At 71.2% G+C, this 23,847-nt stretch carries 19 protein-coding genes; 11 read left to right on the top strand and 8 right to left on the bottom strand.

The annotated features are described in order from the left end of the window. Positions 1-10: 10 nt before the first annotated feature. On the top strand, positions 11-1,309 hold the full coding sequence (locus ACQPXG_RS10265; RefSeq protein WP_433467401.1) for a GDSL-type esterase/lipase family protein: 1,299 nt from the start codon (positions 11-13) through the stop codon (positions 1,307-1,309). Between the two features lie 341 nt (positions 1,310-1,650). Here the strand turns inward: ACQPXG_RS10265 and ACQPXG_RS10260 are convergent, their stop codons facing one another. Together ACQPXG_RS10260 and ACQPXG_RS10255 are read right to left on the bottom strand one after the other, a co-directional pair. Next, positions 1,651-2,205 carry a TetR/AcrR family transcriptional regulator gene (locus tag ACQPXG_RS10260; RefSeq protein ID WP_433467400.1) on the bottom strand — a complete coding sequence of 185 codons (555 nt, stop codon included), beginning with the start codon at positions 2,203-2,205 and terminating at the stop codon, positions 1,651-1,653. A gap of 42 nt (positions 2,206-2,247) precedes the next feature. Further along, positions 2,248-3,675 (bottom strand): MFS transporter, encoded by a 1,428-nt coding sequence (locus ACQPXG_RS10255; RefSeq protein WP_433467399.1) that lies wholly within the window; start codon positions 3,673-3,675, stop codon positions 2,248-2,250. Between the two features lie 128 nt (positions 3,676-3,803). Here ACQPXG_RS10255 and ACQPXG_RS10250 point away from each other — a divergent pair, with 128 nt between their 5' ends. Then, on the top strand, positions 3,804-4,640 hold the full coding sequence (locus ACQPXG_RS10250) for a thioesterase family protein (protein ID WP_433467398.1): 837 nt from the start codon (positions 3,804-3,806) through the stop codon (positions 4,638-4,640). A 22-nt stretch (positions 4,641-4,662) separates the two neighbouring features. Here the strand turns inward: ACQPXG_RS10250 and ACQPXG_RS10245 are convergent, their stop codons facing one another. Next, complete coding sequence (locus tag ACQPXG_RS10245) at positions 4,663-5,142, bottom strand: GtrA family protein (RefSeq protein ID WP_433467397.1); 480 nt, start codon at positions 5,140-5,142, stop codon at positions 4,663-4,665. A 277-nt stretch (positions 5,143-5,419) separates the two neighbouring features. On the opposite strand from ACQPXG_RS10245, the gene ACQPXG_RS10240 reads away from it, so the two are divergent. Both ACQPXG_RS10240 and ACQPXG_RS10235 read left to right on the top strand, forming a co-directional pair. Next, the gene (locus ACQPXG_RS10240) at positions 5,420-6,856 is read left to right on the top strand and encodes a hypothetical protein (RefSeq protein WP_433467396.1); all 1,437 of its coding nucleotides are present in this window, start codon (positions 5,420-5,422) and stop codon (positions 6,854-6,856) included. Positions 6,857-7,094: 238 nt separating this feature from the next. Next, entirely contained in the window at positions 7,095-8,321 is a 1,227-nt protein-coding gene (locus ACQPXG_RS10235; RefSeq protein ID WP_433464118.1) for an IS110 family transposase, read from the top strand. 40 nt (positions 8,322-8,361) lie between these two features. Here ACQPXG_RS10235 and ACQPXG_RS10230 read toward each other — a convergent pair whose 3' ends face one another. Further along, on the bottom strand, positions 8,362-8,931 hold the full coding sequence (locus ACQPXG_RS10230; protein ID WP_433467395.1) for a hypothetical protein: 570 nt from the start codon (positions 8,929-8,931) through the stop codon (positions 8,362-8,364). Between the two features lie 135 nt (positions 8,932-9,066). Between ACQPXG_RS10230 and ACQPXG_RS10225 the strand changes: the two genes are divergently transcribed. Further along, complete coding sequence (locus tag ACQPXG_RS10225) at positions 9,067-9,861, top strand: IclR family transcriptional regulator (protein ID WP_433467394.1); 795 nt, start codon at positions 9,067-9,069, stop codon at positions 9,859-9,861. Here ACQPXG_RS10225 and ACQPXG_RS10220 read toward each other — a convergent pair. Then, positions 9,849-10,202 carry an MmcQ/YjbR family DNA-binding protein gene (locus tag ACQPXG_RS10220; protein ID WP_433467393.1) on the bottom strand — a complete coding sequence of 118 codons (354 nt, stop codon included), beginning with the start codon at positions 10,200-10,202 and terminating at the stop codon, positions 9,849-9,851. The two genes, ACQPXG_RS10225 and ACQPXG_RS10220, sit on opposite strands and share 13 nt — an antisense overlap. A 67-nt stretch (positions 10,203-10,269) precedes the next feature. Here ACQPXG_RS10220 and ACQPXG_RS10215 point away from each other — a divergent pair, with 67 nt between their 5' ends. From ACQPXG_RS10215 to ACQPXG_RS10190, 6 genes are all read left to right on the top strand, one after another. Then, positions 10,270-10,605 carry a CU044_2847 family protein gene (locus ACQPXG_RS10215; RefSeq protein WP_433467392.1) on the top strand — a complete coding sequence of 112 codons (336 nt, stop codon included), beginning with the start codon at positions 10,270-10,272 and terminating at the stop codon, positions 10,603-10,605. Between the two features lie 7 nt (positions 10,606-10,612). Further along, positions 10,613-12,283, top strand: a complete 1,671-nt coding sequence (locus tag ACQPXG_RS10210; protein WP_433467391.1) for a trypsin-like peptidase domain-containing protein — start codon at positions 10,613-10,615, stop codon at positions 12,281-12,283. Further along, positions 12,284-13,255 carry an AAA family ATPase gene (locus tag ACQPXG_RS10205; protein ID WP_433467390.1) on the top strand — a complete coding sequence of 324 codons (972 nt, stop codon included), beginning with the start codon at positions 12,284-12,286 and terminating at the stop codon, positions 13,253-13,255. A gap of 20 nt (positions 13,256-13,275) precedes the next feature. Next, a complete protein-coding gene (locus tag ACQPXG_RS10200) occupies positions 13,276-17,841 on the top strand; it encodes an SAV_2336 N-terminal domain-related protein (RefSeq protein ID WP_433467389.1) in 4,566 nt (1,521 codons plus the stop codon). A 69-nt stretch (positions 17,842-17,910) separates the two neighbouring features. Further along, positions 17,911-18,486 carry a TetR/AcrR family transcriptional regulator gene (locus ACQPXG_RS10195; protein ID WP_433467388.1) on the top strand — a complete coding sequence of 192 codons (576 nt, stop codon included), beginning with the start codon at positions 17,911-17,913 and terminating at the stop codon, positions 18,484-18,486. Positions 18,487-18,561: 75 nt separating this feature from the next. Then, positions 18,562-19,746, top strand: coding sequence for a Cmx/CmrA family chloramphenicol efflux MFS transporter (locus ACQPXG_RS10190; protein WP_433467387.1), 1,185 nt, complete (start codon positions 18,562-18,564; stop codon positions 19,744-19,746). A gap of 8 nt (positions 19,747-19,754) precedes the next feature. Here ACQPXG_RS10190 and ACQPXG_RS10185 read toward each other — a convergent pair whose 3' ends face one another. From ACQPXG_RS10185 to rraA, 3 genes are all read right to left on the bottom strand, one after another. Next, positions 19,755-20,984 (bottom strand): hypothetical protein, encoded by a 1,230-nt coding sequence (locus tag ACQPXG_RS10185; RefSeq protein ID WP_433467386.1) that lies wholly within the window; start codon positions 20,982-20,984, stop codon positions 19,755-19,757. 158 nt (positions 20,985-21,142) lie between these two features. Continuing rightward, positions 21,143-23,209 carry a M6 family metalloprotease domain-containing protein gene (locus ACQPXG_RS10180; protein WP_433467385.1) on the bottom strand — a complete coding sequence of 689 codons (2,067 nt, stop codon included), beginning with the start codon at positions 23,207-23,209 and terminating at the stop codon, positions 21,143-21,145. Between the two features lie 118 nt (positions 23,210-23,327). Continuing rightward, complete coding sequence (gene rraA / locus ACQPXG_RS10175; protein WP_433467384.1) at positions 23,328-23,810, bottom strand: ribonuclease E activity regulator RraA; 483 nt, start codon at positions 23,808-23,810, stop codon at positions 23,328-23,330. Positions 23,811-23,847 lie beyond the last annotated feature (37 nt).

The raw sequence follows: 23,847 nt of genomic DNA, 5'->3' as shown, positions 1-23,847 counted from the left end.
GATTCACATCATGAAATGGAAGCTCTCCCCCCGCAAAGCCGTTCCCCTGGCCACCGTCACCGGTTTGGTGCTGATCGGCGGATTTCTGCATCCGACATCCGCCGCTCCGCCGTCGGCCCGCTTGGCGTCCAATCCGTCTTCGCGCTGGTTCCAGAGCTGGGGCGCCGCGATGCAGCGGCCCCAGGCGGGCAATGAGGACAACGGGCCGAACTGGTCGACGGAGGGATTCCGGAACCACTCGCTGCGCCAGGTGATCCGGATGAGCGCGGGCGGCACGCGGGTCCGGATCCGGCTCTCCAACCTGTACGGGACCAAGCCGTTGAAGGTCGCCGGAGCCACGATCGGCCGATCCGCCGGCGGGGCCAAGGCGTGGCCGGGCACCGTGGTGCCCCTGACGTTCGGCGGCGGCCGATCCGCCGTCGTGCGCCCCGGCGGCGAGCTGGCCGGCGATCCCATGCCGCTCGCCACGTCTCCGCTGGAGAAGCTGGTGGTCACCCTGCGTTTCACCGAGGCGACCGGGCCGGCCGCCTTCCATCGCTTCACCCCGCAGCCCGCCTACCGGGCGTCGGGCGACCACCTGTCCGACGTCGGTTCCGATGCCTACGGCGAGTCCACCGACGCGCTGTACTACCTGTCGGGCGTGGACGTACCGGACGAGGGCGCCGCAGGCCAGGGCACCGTGGTGGCCTTCGGGGACTCGCTCGTCGACGGTGTCGGTTCCGCGCACGGCGCCGACGGCCGGCTGCCCGACATGCTGGCCGAACGGCTGGCGGCGGCGCGCCGCCCGCTCGGCGTGGTCAACGCCGGGATCGGCGGGAACCGGCTGCGTCACGACTCCTCGTGCGGCGGCGACCGGGCCACCGCCCGTTTCGGGCGCGACGCCCTGGACCGTCCGGGCGTCCGGGCCGTACTCGTTCACCTGGGCGCCAACGACATCCGGGACACGCCCGGCGACCCCTGCCTGCGTCCGGGCGGCCCGGCGACGGCACGGCAGGTCATCGACGCCCAGCGGCGACTGATCCGGGCCGCCCGCGCCCGCGGCGTCAAGGTCGTCGGCGCCACGGTCCTGCCGCTGAAGGGGGCCCTGTTCCCCGTGTGGACGCCGCAGGTCGAGAAGGTCCGCGACGCCGTCAACCACTGGATCCGGACCGGCGGCGAGTACGACGCCGTCGTGGACGTGGACCGGATCCTGGCCGACCCCGCCGACCGGGACCGGCCCCGGCTCGCCTACGTGTACGAGGACGGGCTGCACCCCAACGACGCCGGCTACCAGGCCATCGCCCGAGCGATCGACCTGCGAGCCCTCTGATGGGCGGGCCCAGGCTCCTAGCGCGTGGCCTGGGCCGGCGGAATCCACTGGAGTTTGCGTCGTATGTGCGAGGCCATCTTCGCGTCCAGCTGCATATGCAACTGGGTATTCCCGCAGGCTGCGCAAATGAAGGCGTCGAAGACGGGCTGCTTTGCCCCGAACCCGCTCCCGCCCGTCTGGCGGAGCGCGCTCTGTGCCCTGTACTCGCCCCGGAACACCTCGCCGGCGCCGCACGCGCCGCACTGTCCGTAGCGCATATCCCCATTCGTCATGGCGATCAGCCTAGGGTTCGCACCCCGCGGGTGAGCCGCGTCGCCGCGGCCGCGGAGCGGGTGCGGGGTTCAGTCGCGGCGGAGGATCATGTAGAGCATCAGGTCCCGGTAGCGTTCCTGCTCTTCGGTGCTCGCCGGCAGGGCGCTCGGGACGGCGTGGATCATCTGCACCTTCCCGAGGTGGGCGGTGTAGGCCAGCAGACCGCGGAGGCGAGCCTCGTCCGGCGGGAAGCCGAGATCGGTGAAGATCTGTGCGACGTAGTCGATCCGCCGTTCGGTGACCCGTCGCAACACCTCCGCGACCTGCGGGTTCTTCGCGGCGGCCATCAGGGAGATCTCCACCGGGTCGCCGCCGGTCGCCGACGGCACCGCGGAGAAGAGTTTGCGCAGCCGCAGCGCCGGGTCGGGTTCGGCGTCGACGGTGGCGATGACTCCCTCGGTGTTCTCTTTCTCCCAGTGGGCGAGCGCCGAATCGACAAGGGCGGTCTTGTTGGGGAAATGCCAGTAGAAGCTGCCCTTGGTGGCGCCGAGGCGGACGGCGATCGGCTCCACCGCCACCGCCGGCAGCCCGCCCTCGCCGATGAAATCAAGGGCCGCTCTCACCCAGTCCTGCGCGGTCGGCATCGTTGTCCGTATTCGTCGGTGCGGTCATGTCCGGTCGCCCCATCATGCCGGAGGATCCGACACGGCGGTGCCCGCCTCGCGCTCACGCATCCACAGGGCGGTGACCGCGCCCGCGAACAGGAATCCGGCGACCAGGAGCCACACGTTCATGAAGGCACGGTGTGTCGCCGCGTATCCGATCGGCGTGCCGAGGACGGCGACCAGGAGGCTCACGCCGAACACGCTCCCGATCTGCCGGCTCATGTTCACCACGGCGCTGCCCGTGGCGAACCGGTGCGGGGGCAGGCCCTCGGACGCGGCGGAAAGGATCGTCGGGAGCGCGAGGCCCGTCCCGGCGCCCCCGATCAGCCAGGCGGGCAGGATCTCCGTGGCATAACCGGGCGACTCCCCCACGCGCAGAACCGTGACCAGGGCACCCAGTGCGCACAGCGCACAGCCCGCCGCCGTGATCACACCGGCGGCGACGCGGCCTTGCAGACGACCGGCCACCGCGGCGGTGACCAGGACCATCAGCGCTCCCGGGGCGATGGCGAAGCCGGTGCGGACCGCTGAGTACCGCCAGGTGCCCTGCAGCCACATGATGGTGAGGAGCAGGTTCGCCGCGAACGCGATCGAGAACAGCAGCATCGTCACGTTCGACCAGGCGAACACCCGGACGCCGAGCAGACGGGGCTCGATCACCGGTGACGGATGGCGCCGCGACCGGAACCAGAACCAGGCGAGCAGCAGCAGAGCCGCGAGCACCAGTGCCGTGGTGCGCGGGACCGGCCAGTCGTTGAGCTTCACCAGCCCGAGCGACAGCAGCCCGATCGCGGTCCCCAGCAGGCCGGCGCCGAACAGGTCGGGAATCCTCGTGCCGGCGCCGTCCCGGGCGTCGGGCACCAGCCGGACGGCCGCCACGGCCGCGGCGATCCCCACCGGAATGTTGATCTCGAACACCCAGCGCCACGAGGCGTTGACGAGAAAACCGCCCAGCACCGGACCGGCCGCCGCGGCCAGCGCGGAGCCGGCCGACCAGATCCGCACGGCGGCGGTCCGGCGCTCCGGCGGGAACACCATCAGCAGCAGGCCCAGGCTTGTCGGGATCAGCGCCGCCGCGCCCGCCGCCTGGAAGGCCCTGGCCACCACGAGCATCCACAGTGACGTCGACGCCGCGCACGCCTGCGATGCGGCGGTGAACAGCAGGACGCCGGCGACGAACCCCGTTCTGCGGCCGTAGCGGTCGGCGAGGCGGCCCAGCGGCACGAGCAGGGCGGCGAACACGATGGCGTACCCGTTGAGGACCCACGACACGTCGGACGCCTGCGCCCCGAAGTCACGGCCGATGTCGCTGAAGGCCACGTTCACGATGAACAGGTCCAGGGCGGCCATGAACGAGGCCGTGGACAAAATCGCGAGCACCCACCGCAGGCGCACCGGGCTCAGGCTCGCCCGTGAATGGTCGACCACTGTCACTTCAGGCTTCCCCATTCGGTCGAATTATGACCATACTGTTGCGTATGGAATGACCATACGCTAGCGTATGTTCAAAGACAAGGGAGCATCTGGCGACGTCGGACCATTCGCTTCTTTCTCGTCATGCCGAAATTGGGGGATTCGTGCGAGACTTTGTGACGGCGACCGCGGTCGAGCCGTTGAAGGCGACCGGAGGGCTCGAACGGTTCACGGCGGAACTGCACGCCCAATGGGGTGTGGACACCAAGCTCCACGGCGGCTACCTGCTGGCGATCCTGGGGCGGGCCGTGGGACGGGTCGCCGGGGACGAGCATCCGCATCTGTCCGCGTCCAGCGCGGCCTTCCTCCGGGCCCCCGTGCCCGGGCCGGCCGAGGTGTGCGTGGAGACCCTGCGCGTCGGCCGCACGACGGCCCAGTACCGGGCCCGGCTCATCCAGGACGACCAGCCGATGGTCGAGGCGCTGGTGACCCAGGAGCGACTGGAAGACGCCGATCCCTGGTGGACGTCCATGAGCCCGGTCGAACTACCCGAACCTCAGGACTGCTTCCTCGCCCCGACCGACCCGCCCGGCGCCGGCTTCCCGGTGCCGCTGATGGACGTCGTCGAAGAGCACGTCGACCCGGGCGTTCTCGGGTTCGCGTTCGGCCGGCCCTCCCGCCGGGGGCTGGTCGCGGGCTGGCAGCGCCTGGCCGACGGCAGCGACTGGGACCCGCTCAGCCTGCTGGTGGCCCTGGACATGCTCCCCGCCGCCACCTTCGACCTGGAACTCCCCGGCTGGGCGCCGACGATCCAGTTCACCGCCTACATCCGGTGCCTCCCGGCCCCCGGCCCGGTCCGGGTCCGCATGCAGGCGACCCAGGTCACGACCGACCGCATCGACGAGCTCGTCCACATCTGGGACAGCAAGGACCGCCTGGTCGCTCACGCCACCCAGCTCGCCGCCATCCCCAGGACAGCGCCCAAGAAGACCACCGCCTGAGCGCCGGGACGCCGCCGGGAGATCAACCCACCCGGGTCGGAGGGGGTGTGGATTCCGGGATCTCCACCGGTTCCAGATCACCGGCCTCCCCCGCCGCGGCACCCCGGCGCGGGTGGAAGACCCAGCCGCCCAACAGCACGAAGCGAACCAGGGTGGCCAGGGCGTAGGAGCCCAGCATCGCCGTGATCTCCACGGCCCGCGGGGCGGTCGGCGCGAGCCAGTGCACGAGGCCGAGCCCGCCGCTGCTGAGGGCCAGGCCGATCAGGAAGACCACGCCGCCCTCCAGCTGATGCCGCAGCGCGCCCTCCGACCCGGTCACCCCGAACGTGAAGCGGCGGTTCGCCGCCGTGTTCGCGACCGTCGTGATCACCAGCGAGAGCGCGTTGGCGGCCAGTGACGGCATCACCATCCGGAACAGGAGATAGAGCACGAGCCAAACAAGGGTGCAGAGCGCCCCTATCACGGCGAATGCGGACAGGTGACGCGCCAATCCCTTGAACAAGGTCTGCTCTCCAACTCATGACCGCGGCAGGCCGCTGCCGGGAGACTGATGTGGCGGGGGGTGCAGTAAGGACCGTCCGGGCTCCGCGACCCAAGTCAAGAACCTTTACGAACCGCCCCGGCCATGTTCGGCACGGCCCGGGGGGTGATGGGGGGCGCTGGTAGGATCTCGCCGATACGTGGGCGGTAGTGGTGACGTCCCCCGCCCAGGCGTGACGCCGCCGGTCCTGGATCGGCGCAGGATCCTGTCCGCCCGCACGTCCACAGTTAGGTTCCCGGTGCCGTTCTCCCCCTTGGCCGTCCGCCGCAACTGGCTGTTCTGCGCGGTGCTGCTCGCCGGCGTCGTGCTGCGGGTGGTCACCATGCTGGGGTTCCGGGGCGTGCTGTGGTTCAACGACAGCTACGACTTCGTCAGGATCGCGGACGACCCGTTCCCGCATCCGCTGAGGCCGTCCGGGTACGGGCTCTTCCTCTGGGCGTTGAAGCCGTTCCACAGCCTGATGCTGATCACGGCGTTGCAGCATGCGGCGATCGTCGGGGTGGCGGGGCTCGGCTACCGGATGCTCGTGCGGAACTTCGAGGTGCGGCGGACGTGGGCCGCGCTGGCCGTCACACCCGTTCTGCTGGACTCCTACCAGATCGAGCTTGAACATCTGCTGTTGTCGGACACCGTCTTCACCGTTCTGGTGTTCGGGGCGATGCTGCTGCTCGCGAAACCGGGGGCGACCGGGTGGCGGCGGGCCGCGCTCGTGGGGGCGCTGCTGGGGCTGGCGTCCGTCACGCGCACGATCGGCCTGCCGCTGTTCCTGATCGCCCTGCTGTATCTCCTCGTGAGGCGGACGCGATGGCCCGTTCACGTGGCCCTCGCGGTGACGTTCGTCCTGCCGGTCGGGGCGTATGCGACGTGGTTCCAGCAGGAGCACGGCCGGTTCCAGATGACCGGGGTGGACGGCATCTTCCTGTGGGGACGCGCGGCCGCCTTCGCCGACTGCGATCGGTTCGCGCCCCCGCCCGACATCGCGAAGCTCTGCCCGTACGGCGCGAAGGACGACCGGCCCGCCTCGTCCCATCAGATCTGGGAGGACAACTCGCCGACCGGCTGGTCCAACGGCGAGGCGTTCGACGAGGAGACCAACGCACGGGCGCAGCGGTTCGCGTTCTGGGCCATCAAGAACCAGCCGCTCGACTATCTGCGTGTCGTTTCGTACGACTTCTTCGTCCGGACGTTCTCATGGCACCGCTCCCGCTATCCGACGGTCGGCACCGAGGCCCGGTACCACTTCCCGACGAAGCCGGCCGCGCGGAAGCCGGATCTCCCCGTGCTCGGCGGCGGTGACCGCCGTGAGGTGGTGGACGAGTACTCGCACGGGACGGGCCGCACGCACATCGTCGACCCCTACGCCGGTGTGATGCGCGACTACCAGAAGCACGTGAGCGTGCCCGGCACCGTCCTCGGCGGGGTTCTGCTCGTCGGCGCGGCCGGGATCGTGTGGAGGCGGGCGCGCGCGCGGACCGCGCTCTTCTGGACGTCCGCCGTCGCCCTCCTGGCCGTCCCTCCGGTCACGGTGGACTTCGACTACCGCTACGTCCTGCCCGCCCTCCCGTTCGCGTGCTTCGCCGCCGCGATGGCGTGGAGCCGCCGCGTCCCGGCCGTCCTGCCGGAGCCGGAGCCGGCCGAGGACGCGGCGCCCGAGGTCGAGCCCGCCGACGCCTAATGGGAGCTGCCGGGTCGGAGAGACTCGGTGCCGTAGCCGCCAGCAGGTGAGCACTATCGACGCCGGAAGCAGTCGACTTCTGTGGTCAGACCGTGCCCCTGCTGGTCGGCCGGAGGGCCAGACCGCTGATGGGGTGGCGTGCCCGCCAGGTGTGGCGTGAGCACTGGATCCATTAGGCCGCGAGCCGTGTCTTCCGCAGGCTGCACGACAAGCGAAGTAGCTGACCAGGAGAGATCCGTTGCTGTTGATCGGCGATGACTGGGCCGAGGACCACCACGATGTCGAGGTCCAGGACCCATCCGGCCGCAAGCTGGCCGCCGCCCGGCTTCCCGAGGGTGTGGACGGCGTCGCCAGGCTCCACGAGCTTGTCGCCAAGTACGGCGGCGAGGCTCTCGACCCGGCCGACGTGATCGTGGGAATCGAGACCGACCGAGGCTCGTGGGTGCAGGCTCTGGTCGCCTCTGGATACCAGGTCTACGCGATCAATCCCCGGCAGGTCGCACGGTTCAAGGAGCGGTACGCCTCCTCCGGCGCCAAGAGCGACAAGGGCGACGCGCACGCGCTGGCCGATATGGTCCGCATCGACCGGGCCCAGCTGCGGCCGGTGGCCGGGGACAGCGCCCAGGCCCAGGCCGTCAAGGTCGTCGCCCGCGCCCACCAGACTCTGATCTGGGAACGCACCCGCACCTTCCAGCGGCTGCGCAGCACGCTGCGGGAGTACTTCCCCGCCGCCCTGAACGCCTACGCCAGCCTGGCCCTGACCAGCACGGACGCGCTGGAACTGCTGATCAAGGCACCCACCCCGGCGGCCGGGGCGAAGCTGACCCGCACCCAGATCACGGCCGTCCTGACCCGCGCCCGCCGACGCAACCGGGACGCCAAAGCGGCCACGATCCAGACCGCGCTGCGCCAACAGCAGCTCGGCCTGCCCGAGCCACTCACCGCCGCCTACGCTGCCACCGCCACCGCTCACGCCCGTGTGATCATCGCGCTGAACGAGCAGATAGCCGCGATGCAGGAGCAGGTGAAGGCCCATTTTCGAGCGCACCCGGACGCTGAGATCTACCTCTCGATGCCCGGCATCGCGGAGATCACCGGCGCCCGGGTGCTCGCCGAGTTCGGAGACGACCCCACCCGCTACGCCTCCGCCAAAGCCCGCAAGAACTACGCCGGCACCAGCCCGATCACCCGGGCCTCCGGCAAGATCCACACCGTCCAGGCCCGCTACGTGCGCAACAACCGGCTCGCCGACGCCCTGCAGACCCAGGCATTCGCCTCACTGCGGGCCTCACCGGGCGCCCGCGGCTACTACGACAAACAACGCACCCGCGAGGCCGGCTTCAACCCAGCGCTGCGCCAACTCGGCAACCGCCTCGTCGGCATCCTCCACGGATGCCTCAAGACCCGAACCCTCTACGACGAAGCAACCGCCTGGTCACATCACGCCCAACCCCAGGCCGCTTGACATCCAACGACATGGGGTGTCTGAGCAGACGGCCGCCGCGTCACGGCCGCCAAGGCGGCGGTGGAGGCGGCGGGCCGGGACGGTCGACCTCCACCTCGCCCTGCATCAGCGCCTGCTCCCTCGCCATCCGCAGACCGGGCAGGGCGAGCAGCAGGCCGGGAACGGCCACCACCGCGCAGACGATCAGTCCCCGGAAGAGGATCTTCTCCCCTTCGCCCAGGTCGCCGGTGTCCAGCGCGGAGAGGATGAAACGCATCATGATCACCATGGCCGCGCAGATGACGAGGTACCCGAGGATGATCAGCAGCCGGCCGAGCCGGTCGCGGGCGCCGCGGCGGCGCGCGCCGCGCCACAGGTAGCGGCCGATCGTCATCACCGTGCAGCCGACGATGACGACGGTGAAGCCGTTGACCAGCGGCTCCAGGTCGTCTCCGGCATCGCCCAGATCGCCGGGGCGCAGGTCGGCGCCCAGGATCGCCTGGGCCCCGTAGAGCAGCCCGCCCAGCATCGCCGCCAGGCCGGCGAGGATGAGGATCAGGCCGGCGAGTAAGAACAGGACGTTGGGCCGGACGCTCGCGGGCCGGGCCGCCGGACGGTGGGGCTGGTTCATGGCATGGTTCCCCCAGGTGAGACTCTGCCGCCTCCGCCACGGTCACCGAAACCGGCCACGGAACGCCAGAGGAGCGTGTCACTGAGTGACCCGATCCGGTGGCTTTCCGTCCGCGCAGGCCCGACCATGGGTGGTATGGACGACCGCACCGTGACCGGACGTGTCGTCGCCGTCCTCGACGCGGTCGCGGCCCACGGCCGGCCGGTGACGCTGGCCGAGCTCACGCGGGAGGTCGGCATCCCCAAGCCCACGGTCCGCCGCATCGCCGCGGACCTGGTCGCCCGGCGGATGCTGCAACGGCGCGCCGACGGGCGCTACCTGCTGGGCCCGCATCTGCTGGATCTCGGCACGCGTGCCGCGGTGCAGCACGGCCTGCTCCAGGCCGCCACCCCGCACGTGCAGGACCTGTTCGCCCGCACCGGAGAGATCGTCTGGGTATGCCAGGTCGGCGATTCCGGGGTCAGCCTCATGACCACCGCCTTCGGCGTCAACCGGGCCTCCGACATGCGGCACGCGAGCTGGCCGGACGACGTCCGCAGCGCCGCGTTCCAGGCGTCCGCGCTGGGGCACGTGCTGCTGGCCGACCGGCCCGGCCTGCTGGACGGGCTGCGCGGCCGGCCGCCGGCGCCGCGGACTCCGCACACCACCACCTCGTGGCCGCGCTTCCTGGCCGAACTCCAGGCCGTCCGCGACACGGCCATCGCGGTCGAACACCAGCAGTCCCTGCTCGGCTTCAGCTGCGTCGCCACCGGACTGCGCCGCCCGGACGGTTCGCTGATCGGCTGTATCGGCGTCACCGGACGCACCGGCAACCTGCCCACCCGCCGGCTGACCCGTCCGCTGCTGGCCGCGGCGGACGACATCGGCCGGTACGCCGCGCTCTCCCCCGAGTGGCACGAGCCGCCCGCCGACGGGCGTCAGCCGTCCTGAGGGCCGAGGCGGGCGGCGGCGACCTTCTTCGGGACGACCATCCGCCACGCCTCGATGACCAGTTCGCGCATCTCGGGTTCGTCGAGCGCCGCCGTCCAGGCGTGCACCCAGTTGAAGCGCAAGTCGGATTCGCCCGGCAAGTGGAATTTCGCCGGTTCCGACTCGACCAGCGCGGCCCTCTCCTCCTTGGGGAAGGCGAAGCCCATCACGGTCTCGTCCTGCGAGAACGCGACGTAGACGATGGCGCCGACGCGGAACTTCACCCGGTCCCTGATCAGGTGCTCGGACGTGCGCGGCAGCGTCATCGCGAGGGCCCGCACCTGGTCGACCGTGATCACCATGTCCTCCTGTGGCCGTGGTCCTTCCAGCAAAGCACCCCGGGCCGCATGATCTTGTTAAATTTGCCGGGTGAACGAACTGGTGCGCTGGCAGACCGAGAACGGCACGATCGTCGTGGAGAGCGACGACCAGGAACCGGGGTTCCAGTCGGTGTCCCGCGCCGGTGACCTGATTTACGACGCGGCGGGCAGGTTCGAGGACGCGTTCCAGAACGTCCGGGACGCGGCGGAGGCGGCGCTCGCGTCGCTGCGCGGCGGCGCCCTCAACCCCGACACCGTCGAGCTGGAGTTCGGCGTCAAGCTCAACGCGGCGGCCGGCGCCGTGATCGCGAAGACGTCCGTCGAGGGACATCTGAAGGTCAAGATGACCTGGGGGCAGCCGGCGAGGCCCGCGGAGGAGGCGTAGCCGCATCGTGGACGACTGGCAGTGGCGAGCCTGGGTCGGAACTCCGTCCGGCGGCAAGCTCGGCGCGGCGTTCCTCGTCACCGGCACGCGGCTGCTGACCTGCGCCCATACCGTCCAGGGGCTGGACGAGGCGCGCGTCGGGTTCCCCGGGCTGCTTGAGGACCTGCCCGTCAGGGTCGTGCGGTCCGGGGACTGGCGGCGGGAGGGGGACCCCGGCGACGTCGCCGTCCTCGAACTGCGGGAGCCCGTCCCCTATGCCGCCGCGCGGCTGGCCGTTCCGGACGGGCTGCACGAACGCACCTCCGGCGGCCGGACGTTCGGCGTCTGCGGGTTCCCGCGCCGTCGCGACCAGAACGAGCGGCACGCCTCCGTGACGACGTTCCCGCATCGCGGCATGCGGCGCGAATGGTGGGAACTGAAGACGGGGCCAGGCGACTGGCTGGAAGAGGGCTACAGCGGCTCGGCCGTGTACGACACGGAGACGGGCGAGGTCATCGGCATGGTGACGAACGCCGAGCTGCGGCACGACGGCCGGGCCGACCTCGGCTGGATGCTCCCCATCACACATATCCGGGCGTACTGGGAGGAGCTGGACGATCTGCTGCCGTTGCGGTGGCTCACCCCGGACGCGCGGCGTGAGCTGCGGGAACTCCTGGCCGGCGTGCGGTTCACCGATCCGCTCGCCGCCGACATCGAACGGATCACCGGCCGGCCCGCGCTCGGCGGGTTCCGGTCCGCGTGGGGCTCCGTGCGGTATGTCGCGGAGGGCTGGGAGGAAGAGCGGCTCGTCCGGTACGTCGCGACGCTCGGACCGCATCTGAACGAGGCCGGACGGCGGCGGCTCACCGCGTGGTCCGCGCGGCATCTGCCCGGTGCCGGGCCGGCCGCCCCGCGGTACGGGCCCGCGTCGGTGATCGTCCGGCTGGAGCGGGTCACGTTCGACAACGCCTTCGACGTGACCGTGCACACCTGGATCGACGGCGCGGAGGGCCCGGGACGGCCCACCGAACGCGTGCCGGAGAAGCGGGTCCGGCCGGTCGTCGAGGCGGGCGTCGCCGCGCTCGCGCCCGCGCTGTTCGGCCGCGACTGGATGATCGAGTTCGCGGTGCCGGAGAGCTGGCTCGGCAAGCCGTTCGAGCAGTGGTACGTCGACCCGCGCAACCGGATCCCGATGCGCAAGTACCCGGTGGTGGTGCGGGACGTGGAGCGGCTGCGTCCCGACTCGATCCGCCGCGACCAGGCCCACCACCGCTGGCGGCTGCTGAACGAGCGCGGCCGCAGCGAGCCGCGTCCGATCGCGTGCGACGCGCCACGCAAGGGCAGCGACTTCCAGGACTGGCTTGAGGCCAACATCGACTTCTGCGTCCTCGTGTACGGGTCGCGTCCGGTGAAGAGCTGGCTGACCGCCGCGCTCAACAACGGCATCCCGGTCATGCTGTGGACGCGCACCCCCTGCGACGCGTCGTCCCATGACGACTGCCGCGGGCACCATGTGCTGGACGAGCTGACCGCCGCCGTGGGCGACAAGCATCCCGGCGACCTGCCGCAGGTCGCGCTCGCCCTGCGCAAGGCCGCCCTCATCGCCCCCAAGGGCACGCCGCACTGCGGGCGTGACCTGACGCTGCTGTGGGACGATCCGTCCCGGCTTCCCGACCCCCCGCTCGCCATGGAGGTATAGGTGCCCGACTGGCTGCTCTACAACGGGAGCCGTCGCACGCACGACGGCATCGACCGGCTGCCTCCACCGCCGCCCTGGCGCGCGTTCGACGGCGGACCCGTCCTGCCGATCCCGTCCGGTGGTTCGGGGAACGAGCACCAGGCGACCACGTACCGCCCGTCGGACGATGCCGTGCAGCAGGTCAACGCCGCCTTGTATCTGCGTCGTCCGCTGCTGGTGACGGGGGTTCCCGGCACCGGGAAGTCGACGCTCGCCTACGCGGTGGCGCACGAGCTCGGTCTCGGGCCCGTCCTGCACTGGCCCATCACCAGCCGGACCACCCTGCGCGACGGCCTCTACCAGTACGATCCGCTGACCCGCCTCTACGCGGCGGGACGCGACGACGCGCCGCGCGAAGAGGACATCGGCCGCTACATCCGGCTCGGGCCGCTCGGCACCGCGCTGCTCCCCTACGAGCGTCCCCGGGTGCTGCTCGTGGACGAGATCGACAAGAGCGACATCGACCTGCCCAACGACCTGCTCACGATCTTCGAGAAGGGCGAGTACGAGCTGCCCGAACTCAGCCGGCGGGCCGACCCGTCCGCCGAGGTCATGACCGCCGACGGGCCGGGCTCGCGGGTCACCGTCACCGCCGGGACCGTCCGCTGCCGCGCGTTCCCGCTGGTCCTGATGACCAGCAACGGCGAACGCGAGTTCCCGCCCGCCTTCCTGCGGCGCTGCGTCACCGTCGAGCTGCGGCAGCCTTCGGGCGAGGCCGAGCTGTCCGCGATCGTCCGGGAGCATCTGGGGGCGCTCGCCGACCAGAGCGACGACCTCGTCCGCCGCTTCTTCGAGCGCTCCACGTCCGGCACGCTGGCGACCGACCAGCTCCTCAACGCCGTCTACCTGTGCCGCCACGCCGACACCGACGACCGCCGCGCCCTGGCCGACCGCATCATGCCCTACCTGACCGGGCCCATCGATGACGACTGACCGGAGCGGGGCCACCCCCCGTGAGTGACGTTGAACGCTTGCGGGAGGCGTTGTCGGCCGTCGGGCCGCCGCCGGACGCCCGCGAGCTGAGCGAGATGCTGTGGCTCGCCTGCCACATCTCTCCCGCCCCGGAGCAAGCGTTCCCCGCCCGGCCGGTATCGCCTCCGGCCCCCGATGAACCCGCGGACGCCCCCGGCCTGGTGCCGCCGCCGACCCCCGCGCCGCCACCGGCTTCCGAACCGCTGACGGGGCTTCATCCGCGCCCCGCCGCCGCGGCGGAACCGGCCGGGGAGGCGTCCGAGGTGCTCGTCCCGACCGCGCCGATGCTGGCCGATCCGCTCGGCGTGCAGCGGGCGCTGCGTCCGCTGAAGCGCCGGGTCCCGTCCAGGCACCACCGTGAGCTGGACGAAGAGGCGACCGCCGCGCGCATCGCCGACACCCGCCTGTGGACGCCGGTCCTCGTCCCATCGCCCGAGCGCTGGCTCAGCCTGAGCCTGGTCGTCGACACCGGGCCGCCCATGCGGCTCTGGCGTCCCCTCGCGCGCGAGCTGGCCGATGCGCTCCTCCGCCAGGGCGCCTTCCAGGACGTCCACGTCGGCTATCTCGACGGGACGGGCCGCATAGCCTCGACACCCGAGGCGCCGCGACAAGATCCCGGCACCCTCCTGGACGCGTCCGGCCGCCAGGCGGTGCTCGTTCTCAGCGACTGCTCCGGGCCGCACTGGTGGAACGGGCGCGCCGTGCACTCTGTCCGCCGCTGGGCGCAGGCCGGGCCGGTCGCGATCCTCCAGCCCCTCGCCGAACGCCTCTGGCGGCGCACCGCCGCCCCCACCTCGCCCGGCCTCGCCGTCCTCCCTCGCCCGGGCGCGCCGAACACGGACCTGCGTTTCACCCCGTACGACGGCACCGCCGGGCCCGGCGTGCCCGTTCCCGTCCTGGAGATCACGCCGCGCTGGTTCGGCGCGTGGGCCCGGCTGGTCTCCGGCTCGGACCCGCAGCCGGCCGCCGTCGCGGTGCTGCCGTCCCGCCCATCCGGGACGGCCCCGGTGCGGCGCGAGCACGAACTGCCGATCGCCGAGCGCGTCCGCCGCTTCCTGGCCACGGCCTCCCCGGACGCCGCCGAGCTCGCCGCGCACGTGGCGGTCTCCGTCCCGTCCCTGCCGGTGATGCGCCTCATCCAGCACCGCATCCTCGGCGGCTCAGGGCCCGGGCAGCTCGCGGAGGTCCTGCTCAGCGGCCTGCTGCGCCCGATCGGCGGCGTCCGGTACGAGTTCGTCCCCGGCGCCCGCGAGGCCCTCCTCGACACGCTGCCGCGCCCCGAGGCCCTGCACACCCGCCACGTCCTCGAAGCCGTCTCCGCCGAGATCGAACGCCGCGCCGGGACGTCCGCCGAGACCTTCCGCGCCCTCCTCCCCACCGACGGCGGCCACATAACCCTCGCCGCCGACACCGACCACTTCGCCCTCCTCACCCCGCGGACCCGCTCTCACCTCACCCCGTCCTCGGTCCCCGCCGCGCCCCCCGACCTGCTGCGACTCCTCGACACACCCGTCGACGAACTCATCGGGGACGACTGGGACCGGCGTCCGCGGCCCACGGTGATCGGCGCGGACGGCGACGATCTGGTGTCGGTGGACGTCCTGCACAGCAACCCCGATCTCCCGCACGGACTGATCAACGGTCCCCGCCCCGCTCGTGACGCGCTGCTTCGGACCCTCGTGTTCAGCCTCGCGCTCAACCACTCGCCGAACATGGTCAATTTCGTGTTCGCCGACTTCACCAGGAGCACGCCCTTCGCCGACCTGGGGAGCCTCCCCCACGTCGCCGCGGCCGTCCACACCGGGTCTGCGGGCTCACCGTTGATAAGCGGGCTTCCGGGGGCGCTGGAGGCCGAACGGAGGCGCCGCGAAACCGCCCTCCGGGCCGCCGGGGTCACGTCGTGGGACGAGTATCAGGCCGCCATCGCCGCCGGCTGGCCGCTCGATCCGCTGCCCGCCCTCATCGTGATCATCGACAACGCCGGCCCCCTGCTGGCCGCGCGCCCCGACCTGCTCGCCCCCCTCGCCGCGCTCTGCGAGGAGGGGCCGGCACACGGAATCAAATTCCTCTTCTGCTCGCCGAACGATTCGCTCCCGCCTTCCTCCATCACCGGTTTCGCCGGTTGGAACATCGGGTCCCCGAGCCAACGGGGAGATCACCTGGCGTTCCTCCACATTTTCGCGCAGGAAGCCCGTCCTGCCTTTGAGCCCGCACACATATCCCCCGACACCAGTGCCTCGATCGTGGAGCTGATGCGCCAACGCGGCCCGGAGGCGGAACGGCTTCCCTGGCCCGGAGAACCGACGGCTTCAGCGCGCCCAGACTCACCCCCGCCCCAGCTCGACGTTCTCGCTTTGAACGGGGGCGGGCCCGGGGAAAGGTTCCATGAGGTGTGGGCTCGCCCGGCGGCCACGCCACGGAACCCTGCGATCGGCTACGACACCGGTGGAAACGTCGTCAGCCTCTATCCACTCGACGCCTCCGCTGGGATTCCGCACGGCCTGATCGTGGGCACCCCCGAAGCCCGCCAGAGAATCGTGCGCGCCATCACCCTCGCGCTCGCTGCCGCGCATTCCCCGGCGGACTTCACGTTCGTGTTCGCCGGCCTGGGCGAGCATCCACTCGGCGAACCGATCGACCTCCCGCACGTCCGTTTCTCCGACGAGGAGCTGCTGGGATGGCCGGAGAAACTCCAGCGGCTCTTCGATTTCCTGTCGAGCGAGCTGGACGCCCGTGCCTCCGCACCGTCAGGGAGATTCCCGGGGGCTTCGGATTTCGGCACCAACGAGTGGCTGGTCGAGGAGCTGTACGAGCAGTACCGCCAGGACCCGAACTCGGTCGATCAGGCCTGGTGGGACTTCTTCGCGGGCTACCGGCCCGGCGACCAGCCCGCCGTCGCGCCCGCCACCGCCTCCCCCGAGAAGCCGCGCCTGCTGGTGGTGGCGGACGTGTCGCTGACGTTCCCGCCGAGCAGGCGCGAAGTCGGCGAAACGCTTCTGTCGCTGGCGCAGCGGGGCAGAGCCCTCGGCGTGCAACTGCTGCTCACCTCCTCCACCGTCGACAACGCCACGATCTGGGACCGCTTCCTGCCCCTCCTTGGCTGGCGGATCGCGGCGAGCCCGCTGCTGCCCGCCGAACTCCAGCGCGTCCTCGGGCAGGCGAGCGTTGCGTTCCCCGACGACGGCCGGACGGCCTACCTCCTCGCCGGCGGCGGCTCCCCGCACAGATTCACCGTCGCGGAAGATCCACCCAGGGCCGCCATTGACGACTTCGTCCGGCGAGCGCGCGACCGCTGGCAGAGTTCCGCACTTTCCGAGGAGGCGGAAAGCCTGGCCCACCTCGACGGCATGATCTCCGAGATCGATGCGAGGACCGAGAACGAGACGGTGCGGACGGCCCTGCGAGAAATTCTCGGGGCCGATGCCGAAACCGTGCGCTCAGGCAGTCCGCTCGCGCTTCGCCACCTGATCTTCCCGGCCCCGTTCAGCTCGGAAATGTCCACGACGGCGGAGCTGTACGGGGAATTGCTCAAGGAACTCGGGGTACTCCCGAATGGCGACCGCCAATTCTTCAGGTTGGCGTACGGCGAGCGCGGTTTCGGCGCCGATCCCGCTTCAACTGTCGCGGACCTCTTCAGGAGGAACCGGGGCAGCGTCGCCTTCGTCCATGACAGACGGGGGCAGGACGCGGAGACCGGTTACCTCCGCCGGGAGACGATCGAAAGCCTGCTCTCGGTGATGCAGTACGAGCACGACGAAACCCTGATGGTCCTCTGCGGCGACCCGGATCGATTCGGCGAGCTACGCCGCGCCATCCCCGAGTTCGCCGAACGGTTCAGGTGGATCAGCGCCTTCGAGGCGGAGCCTCCGCCGCGCTCCGCCGGGATCGTCCCCACGTCCCGGCCGGGCGGAGGGCCGGTGCGGCTCGGGACCGACCCCGGCACGGGCGAGCCCGTGTTCATCGACTTCGAGACCGATCGCCATCTGCTGGTCTCCGGTCCGTCCGGCTCCGGAAAGGCGAGGCTGCTGTTCTACCTGGACCAGGAGATCCGCAACCGCACCCAGGGTCACATCTACTTTCTGGACGGCGAAGACCATCTCTCCGACGTTGGCGGGGCCACGTCGGGTGGCAGCGGCGCTTCGAGCGCCGCCGAAGAATTCGACCGTCGCCTCAGGGAGGCCATCGGGAAGATTGAGCACCGGGGGATGACGGGACAGGGCCCCGACGTGTACCTGATCGTGAGGAACCGCCGGTGGCTGCTCCAGGATGATCCGCTCGTCCCGCTCCTGCCGCTGCTCCGGGCCGGTCCCTCGAACGGCTTGCGCCTCATCGTGTCCCGGCACCAGATCAGCTTCGGCGAACCCAGAGATCCGCTGGTCGAGACGCTGCGCGACATCGGTGCCCCGGTCCTGCTCACCGGGCATGCGGACGGTCAGGAGGCGGACTCGTGGGAGCTGCCGTCCACGCTGCGCGGCCCGCTCCCTCGTGACCAGGCCGTCCTGGCACGTCCGGGGAGCGCGCGGTTGGTCCGGCTCACACCGCCCTAGCCGTCACCCCGGCCGGTCCCCGTGGTCCCGTATTGGATCGAGCTGTCCATAACGTGTTACGGTGACGGCATGGCGCGGCCGAGGAAGTTCGATGAGGGGCGGGCCGTCGAGGCGGCCATGCGGGCCTTCTGGACGGCCGGGTACGAGGCGACGTCCACGCAGGAGTTGTGCACGGCGACCGGGCTCGGGCGCAGCAGCATCTACAACACGTTCGCGAGCAAGCGTGAGCTGTTCGTCAAAGCGCTGTCGCACTACATGGACGTGCGCACCGCCCGGCTCATCGAGCTGCTCCAGGACGGCGACGGGCCGGTGCGCGAGCGGCTCCGGACCGTCCTGGAATGGGCCGTCGCCCCGGACGAGGACGATCCGTCCGGGTGCCTGGTGGTGAACGCGACGGTGGAGCTCGGCCCGCACGACCCCGGCCTCGCGGAGCGGCTCGAACGGGACCGGCGGCGGCGGTTCGCCACCCTGAAGGCGGCGATCGAGGACGGGATGCGCGCCGGCGAGATCGACGCCGGCAAGGACGCGGACGCGCTGGCGCACTACATGATCTCGACGATCAGCGGCATCCAGGTGGCCGCGCGCGGCGGCGCCGGCCGGGACACGCTGCGGACGATCGCCGACACGGCGATGAGCGGTATCTGAGCCGGGGCGGTCGCGGGCCGCCCTTTTTCACATCCCAATTTTGTACTGATCAATCCAATACAGGAGGCGACACCGATGCCACTGGCCGTCTACGTGCTGGGGCTGGCGATCTTCGCGCAGGGGACGTCGGAGCTCATGCTGGCGGGCCTGCTGCCCGGCATGGCGCACGACCTCGGGGTGTCCGTGCCGGACGCCGGGCTGCTCATCTCGGCCTTCGCGATCGGGATGCTCGTGGGCGCGCCCGTGCTGGCCGTCCTGACGCTGCGCTGGCCGCACCGGCGGGCGCTGCTGGCGTTCCTCGCGGTGTTCGCGCTGACCCATGCGATCAGCGCGCTGACGCCCGGGTACTGGACGCTGTTCGCGATGCGGGTGGTGGGCGCGTTCGTCTACGCGGGGTTCTGGGCGGTGGCGGCCGCGACGGCCGTCGACCTCGTCCCGGCGAACGTCCGCGGCAAGGCGATGGGCATCGTCGCGGGCGGACTCACCGTCGCGGCGATCGTGGGACTGCCCGCCGGGACGGTGGTCGGCCAGCATCTCGGCTGGCGGGCGGCGTTCTGGGCGGTGGCGGCGATGTCGGCGGCCACGATGGCGGGGGTGGCCGCGACGATCCCCGCCCGGCGCTCGGAAGGCCGGCCGCCCCGGGTGCGGGACGAGGTGCGCGCGCTGGCCGTCCCCCGGCTGTGGCTCCTGTACGGGACGACGGCGCTGGCCACGAGCGGGCTCCTCGTCACCTTCGGATACCTGGGCGCGTTCCTGACGGAGGCGACCGGGATCGCGGAAGCGTGGGTACCCGGGGTGCTCGCGCTCTACGGCGTGGGCGCGCTCATCGGCATCACGACCGGAGGACGGACGGCGGACGCGTGGGGCGTCCCGACCCTGTACGCGGGGTTCACCGGGCTCACGGTCGTGTCCGTGCTGCTCGCCCTGGTGGCGCAGTCACCCGTACCGGTCATGGTCCTGGTGTTCCTGCTGGGCTTCGTCGGTTTCGGGACGAACCCGACCCTGAACTCGCGGGCGTTCGGGCTGGTGGACGGCGCCCCGACGCTGGTCGCGGCCGGGAATGTGGTCGCGTTCAACATCGGCATCACGGTCGGGCCATGGCTCGGCGGGCTCGCGCTCGACGCGGGGCTCGGCTACCCGTCGATCGGCTGGATCGGGGCCGCGCTGGGCGTCGGCGCCCTCGGCACCGTCGCGCTCGCCCAGGTCCGGCGTCGTCCCGCGAAGGAGACCGAACAGACCAGGACACCCGTCAACGCGTGACGCCGAGGTCAGGAGCAGGACGCCGCGTGGAACGCCCAGAGGGCCCGTTTGCCCGGCCACTCCGCGAGTGTGAAGACGCGGTGCCGGCCCCGGTAGCAGGACAGGTCCTCCGGCCCGTGGGAGATCGTCCGGTGCTTCACGTGGGACCAGCCCCGCCGGGTGTAGCGGGTCGCCAGCAGACGGCCGCGCCGGCCGCCGCGGCCCTGGGTGAACCACCAGCGGTCGTGCGTCCTGACCCCGCCCTGGATCCTGTCGGCCGGAAGCCGGGCGCCCCCGTTCGGGTGGGCGATGCCGCCCCCGGACAGCGCCGCCAGCGGCCAGGTGATGACCCGGCCGCGCGCCCAGTTCGACCGGCAGAACTCGCCCGCGATGAGGACGTGCGGCCTGGTCGTGCGGTCGACCGCGACCCACGACATGCGCAGCGGGCCCGACCCCCGGCAGGTGCCGCCGACCTTGCCGTGGGCGAACTCCCAACTGCTCGTCTGCGTCATCACGTAGCGGTAGCCGTGGCCGTGGTACTTGCCGCCGTGCAGCCCGACCCGGTCCGCGTGATGGGTCGAGCCCGCCCTGCTCTTGGCGAGGTCGTAGATCTGCCGCATGTCGAACTCACGCACCCCGTGGCGGGTGTCGGCCACGTACAGCTTGTTGCCGTACCAGGCGATGCCGCCCGCGTGGATGCCGATGTCGGTGTAGTCGGCTTGCCCGCCCCTCATCACCGGCGCGACGAGCAGGACGTGCGCGTACGTGCGCCGACCTGGATTGACGAACGTGAGCCTGACCTTGCCGCCGTTGTGCCAGGACACGATGATCGGCCGGCCGCCGCCCGCCCACCGTTCGCCCGCCACCGCGTCCGAGACGGTCGTGACTCCCTGCGGAACCCAGCTGTGGGTGACGGTGTCCTTCTTGTTGAAGCAGTACACGAGCGAGTGCGCGGGCACGGCGGCCGCCTTGCCGCAGCCGCGGCCCATCCTGCTCTGGCCGGACGAGCGGAGCAGCCCGTCGACGCTGCTGCTGCGGAGCCTGCCGGCGAGCGCCCTGAGCGGCTCGCTCCGGTCGGCACCCCGGCGCAGATCGAAGTCGCGGGCGTTCAGGGGCGCGGCGGCCGCCGTCGCCCGCGCCGCCGCCGCGGGCGCCGCGCCGGGGACGGCGGCTACCAGCGCGGCCAGCGAGGCGCCGGCGGCGAGGACCGCGATGCCCGGTCGCCGGATTCCGGTCACTGTACGCTGCAAAACCATCACAGTCCGCAACATAACTCGGCCGGACACAACGGACGACCCCGAAATGACCTTGGGAAATCCAACTTGTGTTGCGTTCTCCATTACGTCCGCCCCGCGCGCGGCCTGGACGTACGGAACGGGACGGCCCCCGATGGGGACCGCCCCGTTCGAGAAAGGGGTCAGCGCAGCCGGCACGTCCCGGAGTCGGTCTTCGACGGGTCGCTCTCCGAGGTCCCCGTCAGCCGCAGCGTCGCGTTCCGGTGCGCGCCCGGCTTGGGCTTCGCCCAGACCTCGACCGCCGTGCGGCCCTTCACCGGCGCGGTGGCCAGCTCGTTCGGGAGCCACGTCGTCCAGCCGTCACCGGACACGCCGGCCTTGAGCCGGAACACGTCGGAGCCGTTGCGGCCGCTCCCACCCTGGCCGGTGTTGCGGAGCGTCATCGTGCACTTCGTCCAGCCGGCCCCGGTCGGCCGGGCGCGGCCCGGGTCGACCTTCACGCCGCGCCGCTGCGGCCCGGCACCGTCCAGCGAACTGACCGCGACCGTGTACGACAGGACGCCCTTCTTGTCCCGCTTGAGGTTCAGGACGTAGAAGTGCAGCCGGTTCGCCTGGTCGACGTACTCGTACTCGCTGCCGGAGTTAGTCCCCGCGTGGTAGAGGGCGTCGGACAGCTGGCGGTAGTCGCCGATCGTCATCTTCTGCGGCGTCCCGTCCGGCAGGACGAAGTCGACCTTGTCGATGTCCTGCGGGTTGGCGTCCTCGACCCAGATGAACGGGGCACGGTCCTCGTCCTTGGTCTTCGCCAGCAGGACGCCCGAGTCAGGGGTGAAGGAGTCGGTGCCCATCCGGTCGACGACCTCAAGTGTGTAGTTGTTGTAACCGCCCCCGTCGCAGAGCGGGTCGGTGTCGGTGTCGCACGCCGGGCTCTTGTCGCCGCCCTCGCCGAGCTTCACATTGATGCCGGCGAGACCGTTCTTGCCCGGATCGACGGAACGGGCCGTCACCCTGGCGACGACCATGCCCGAGGAGGCGAGCGCGTCCCGGCTCAACTGGAGGACGTTGTCCGGATTCACCATGCCCAGCTTCAACTTGTTACGGAGCATGTGCTGCGCGCCCATCGAGCCGCCGCCCGTCGCCGGGATCGTCCAGCGGCTGTGCGGGCCCCCCGGCCCGTTGAACGTGCCCCGGCTGAGCATGTCCCAGGGCCCGCTGTAAGCGCGGCGCGGCGGGTCGCCGTAGGGGTTGTTGTAGTTGTCTCCGACGCCGATGATGTGGCTGAACTCGTGCGCGAACACCGACATGCCGGAGCTCTCCGCCTGCGTGGAGGAGACGCCCGCGATCGCGTTCGGCCAGATCGTCGAGCCCGACTGCCAGGACGTCCATGGGACGTACCGGGTCTTCACCCAGTTCGGCAGGTTCGGGTCGCCCGGCCCCCATTCGTTCGGCACCTGCTCCTTCGTGCCGAACTTCATCTCGCCGAACTCCTGCCAGGTGGACGATTCGTCCTGCCCGGCGCTGAGGAAGAACACGAAGTCGAACTTCCCGGCCGCCTCCTCGCCGACATCGGCGACCCACGCGGCCCGCGCGTCCTTGCGCAGGTCACGGTTGCACGTGTCGCCCGCCGGGCAGCCGGTCCCGCCCTGCATGCCGTCGACACCGTACTCGTGGTCCTTGGCGGGCATCCGGTAGGCGCCGAACCCGGTGAGGTTCACCCCGTACCGGCCGCCGGAGTCCTCCATCCAGTACTCGTGGAGGGTGTGGCCGTGGTTCAGTTCCTGCGGCTTGTTGAGGAAGTCCTGGTAGAACTTGGCGACCTGGTCGCGCGGGACGTCGCCGACCTTGGTCGGGTTTCCGAAGATGGACGAGTTCTTCGGCTGCGTCACCTCGAAGGGCTGGTTCGGGTAGTCGACCAGCACGACCGCGCCGTTGAAGTTCTTCACCGACCCCTTGCGGGCCGGATCCGACCAGGACGTCCCCGGGATGGACCTGTAGTCGTCCCAGGTCATCGTGTCGGGAAGCTCGTAGTTCTGCGGGTCGGCCGGACGCGGGGCGCCCGCCGCGAAGGTGCGGGCGGACGGCTGGACCCGCTGCCACGGCTGCGTCTGCGGCCAGTGCCGCATCTGCCAGGGGTTCGCGGTCGGTTTCGGGATCGGGGGCCTCGGCTGTGCGGCGGCCGGCACGGCCGCGAGTCCCACGACCAGCCCCATCGCCGCCGCGGGCACCAGCAGCATCTTCTTGGCGCGCATGTCTCCCCTGCCTCAGGTGGGTTGCTGAGTGAAGGTAGGACAGGCGATTCCGCCCGGCTACGGCCGACTTAGACGATCTTGCGTCGAATGCCCTGGCATGTCGCACGATGCGCCCAGGTCACAGGGGCAGCTCTCGCTCGGCGACGACGATGCCGTCCTCGTCGCTGTACAGCCAGTCGCCCGGACGGAACTCCACGCCGCCGAACGTCACTGGGACGTCCACCTCACCCGCGCCGTCCTTGGCGCTCTTGCGCGGGTTCGAGCCGAGGGCCTTCGCGCCGAGGTCGAGCCCGCGCAGCGCCGCCACGTCCCGGACCGCGCCGTTGATCACGACCCCGGCCCAGCCGTTCGCCACCGCCGCCGCGGCGATCATGTCGCCCATCAGCGCGGACGCCAGCGAGCCGGCCCCGTCCACGATCAGCACGCGGCCCTGGCCGGGCGTGTTGAGCAGCCTCTTCACCAGGCCGTTGTCGCGGTGGCAGCGCACGGTCGACACCGGGCCGGCGAACGCGGTCCGCGCCCCGTACTGCCGGAACTGCGTCTCGCAGCTGCGCAGCTCGTCCCCGAAGTCGTCGATGAGGTCAGCGGTCGCGAAGTCCATGCCCGGCAGCCTACTGGCCGGTAATGGCACCGACGCT

It is taken from the genome of Spirillospora sp. CA-128828, from assembly GCF_050945415.1.
Taxonomy (GTDB): domain Bacteria; phylum Actinomycetota; class Actinomycetes; order Streptosporangiales; family Streptosporangiaceae; genus Spirillospora.
This window is presented reverse-complemented; position numbering and strand designations above follow the sequence as displayed.

Coding starts and splice junctions, on each gene's coding strand:
- ACQPXG_RS10265 (WP_433467401.1), top strand. CDS start 11: ATGAAATGGAAGCTCTCCCCCCGCAAAGCCGTTCCCCTGGCCACCGTC.
- ACQPXG_RS10260 (WP_433467400.1), bottom strand. CDS start 2,205: ATGCCGACCGCGCAGGACTGGGTGAGAGCGGCCCTTGATTTCATCGGC.
- ACQPXG_RS10255 (WP_433467399.1), bottom strand. CDS start 3,675: ATGGGGAAGCCTGAAGTGACAGTGGTCGACCATTCACGGGCGAGCCTG.
- ACQPXG_RS10230 (WP_433467395.1), bottom strand. CDS start 8,931: ATGAACCAGCCCCACCGTCCGGCGGCCCGGCCCGCGAGCGTCCGGCCC.
- ACQPXG_RS10225 (WP_433467394.1), top strand. CDS start 9,067: ATGGACGACCGCACCGTGACCGGACGTGTCGTCGCCGTCCTCGACGCG.
- ACQPXG_RS10220 (WP_433467393.1), bottom strand. CDS start 10,202: ATGGTGATCACGGTCGACCAGGTGCGGGCCCTCGCGATGACGCTGCCG.
- ACQPXG_RS10195 (WP_433467388.1), top strand. CDS start 17,911: ATGGCGCGGCCGAGGAAGTTCGATGAGGGGCGGGCCGTCGAGGCGGCC.
- ACQPXG_RS10190 (WP_433467387.1), top strand. CDS start 18,562: ATGCCACTGGCCGTCTACGTGCTGGGGCTGGCGATCTTCGCGCAGGGG.
- ACQPXG_RS10180 (WP_433467385.1), bottom strand. CDS start 23,209: ATGCGCGCCAAGAAGATGCTGCTGGTGCCCGCGGCGGCGATGGGGCTG.
- rraA (WP_433467384.1), bottom strand. CDS start 23,810: ATGGACTTCGCGACCGCTGACCTCATCGACGACTTCGGGGACGAGCTG.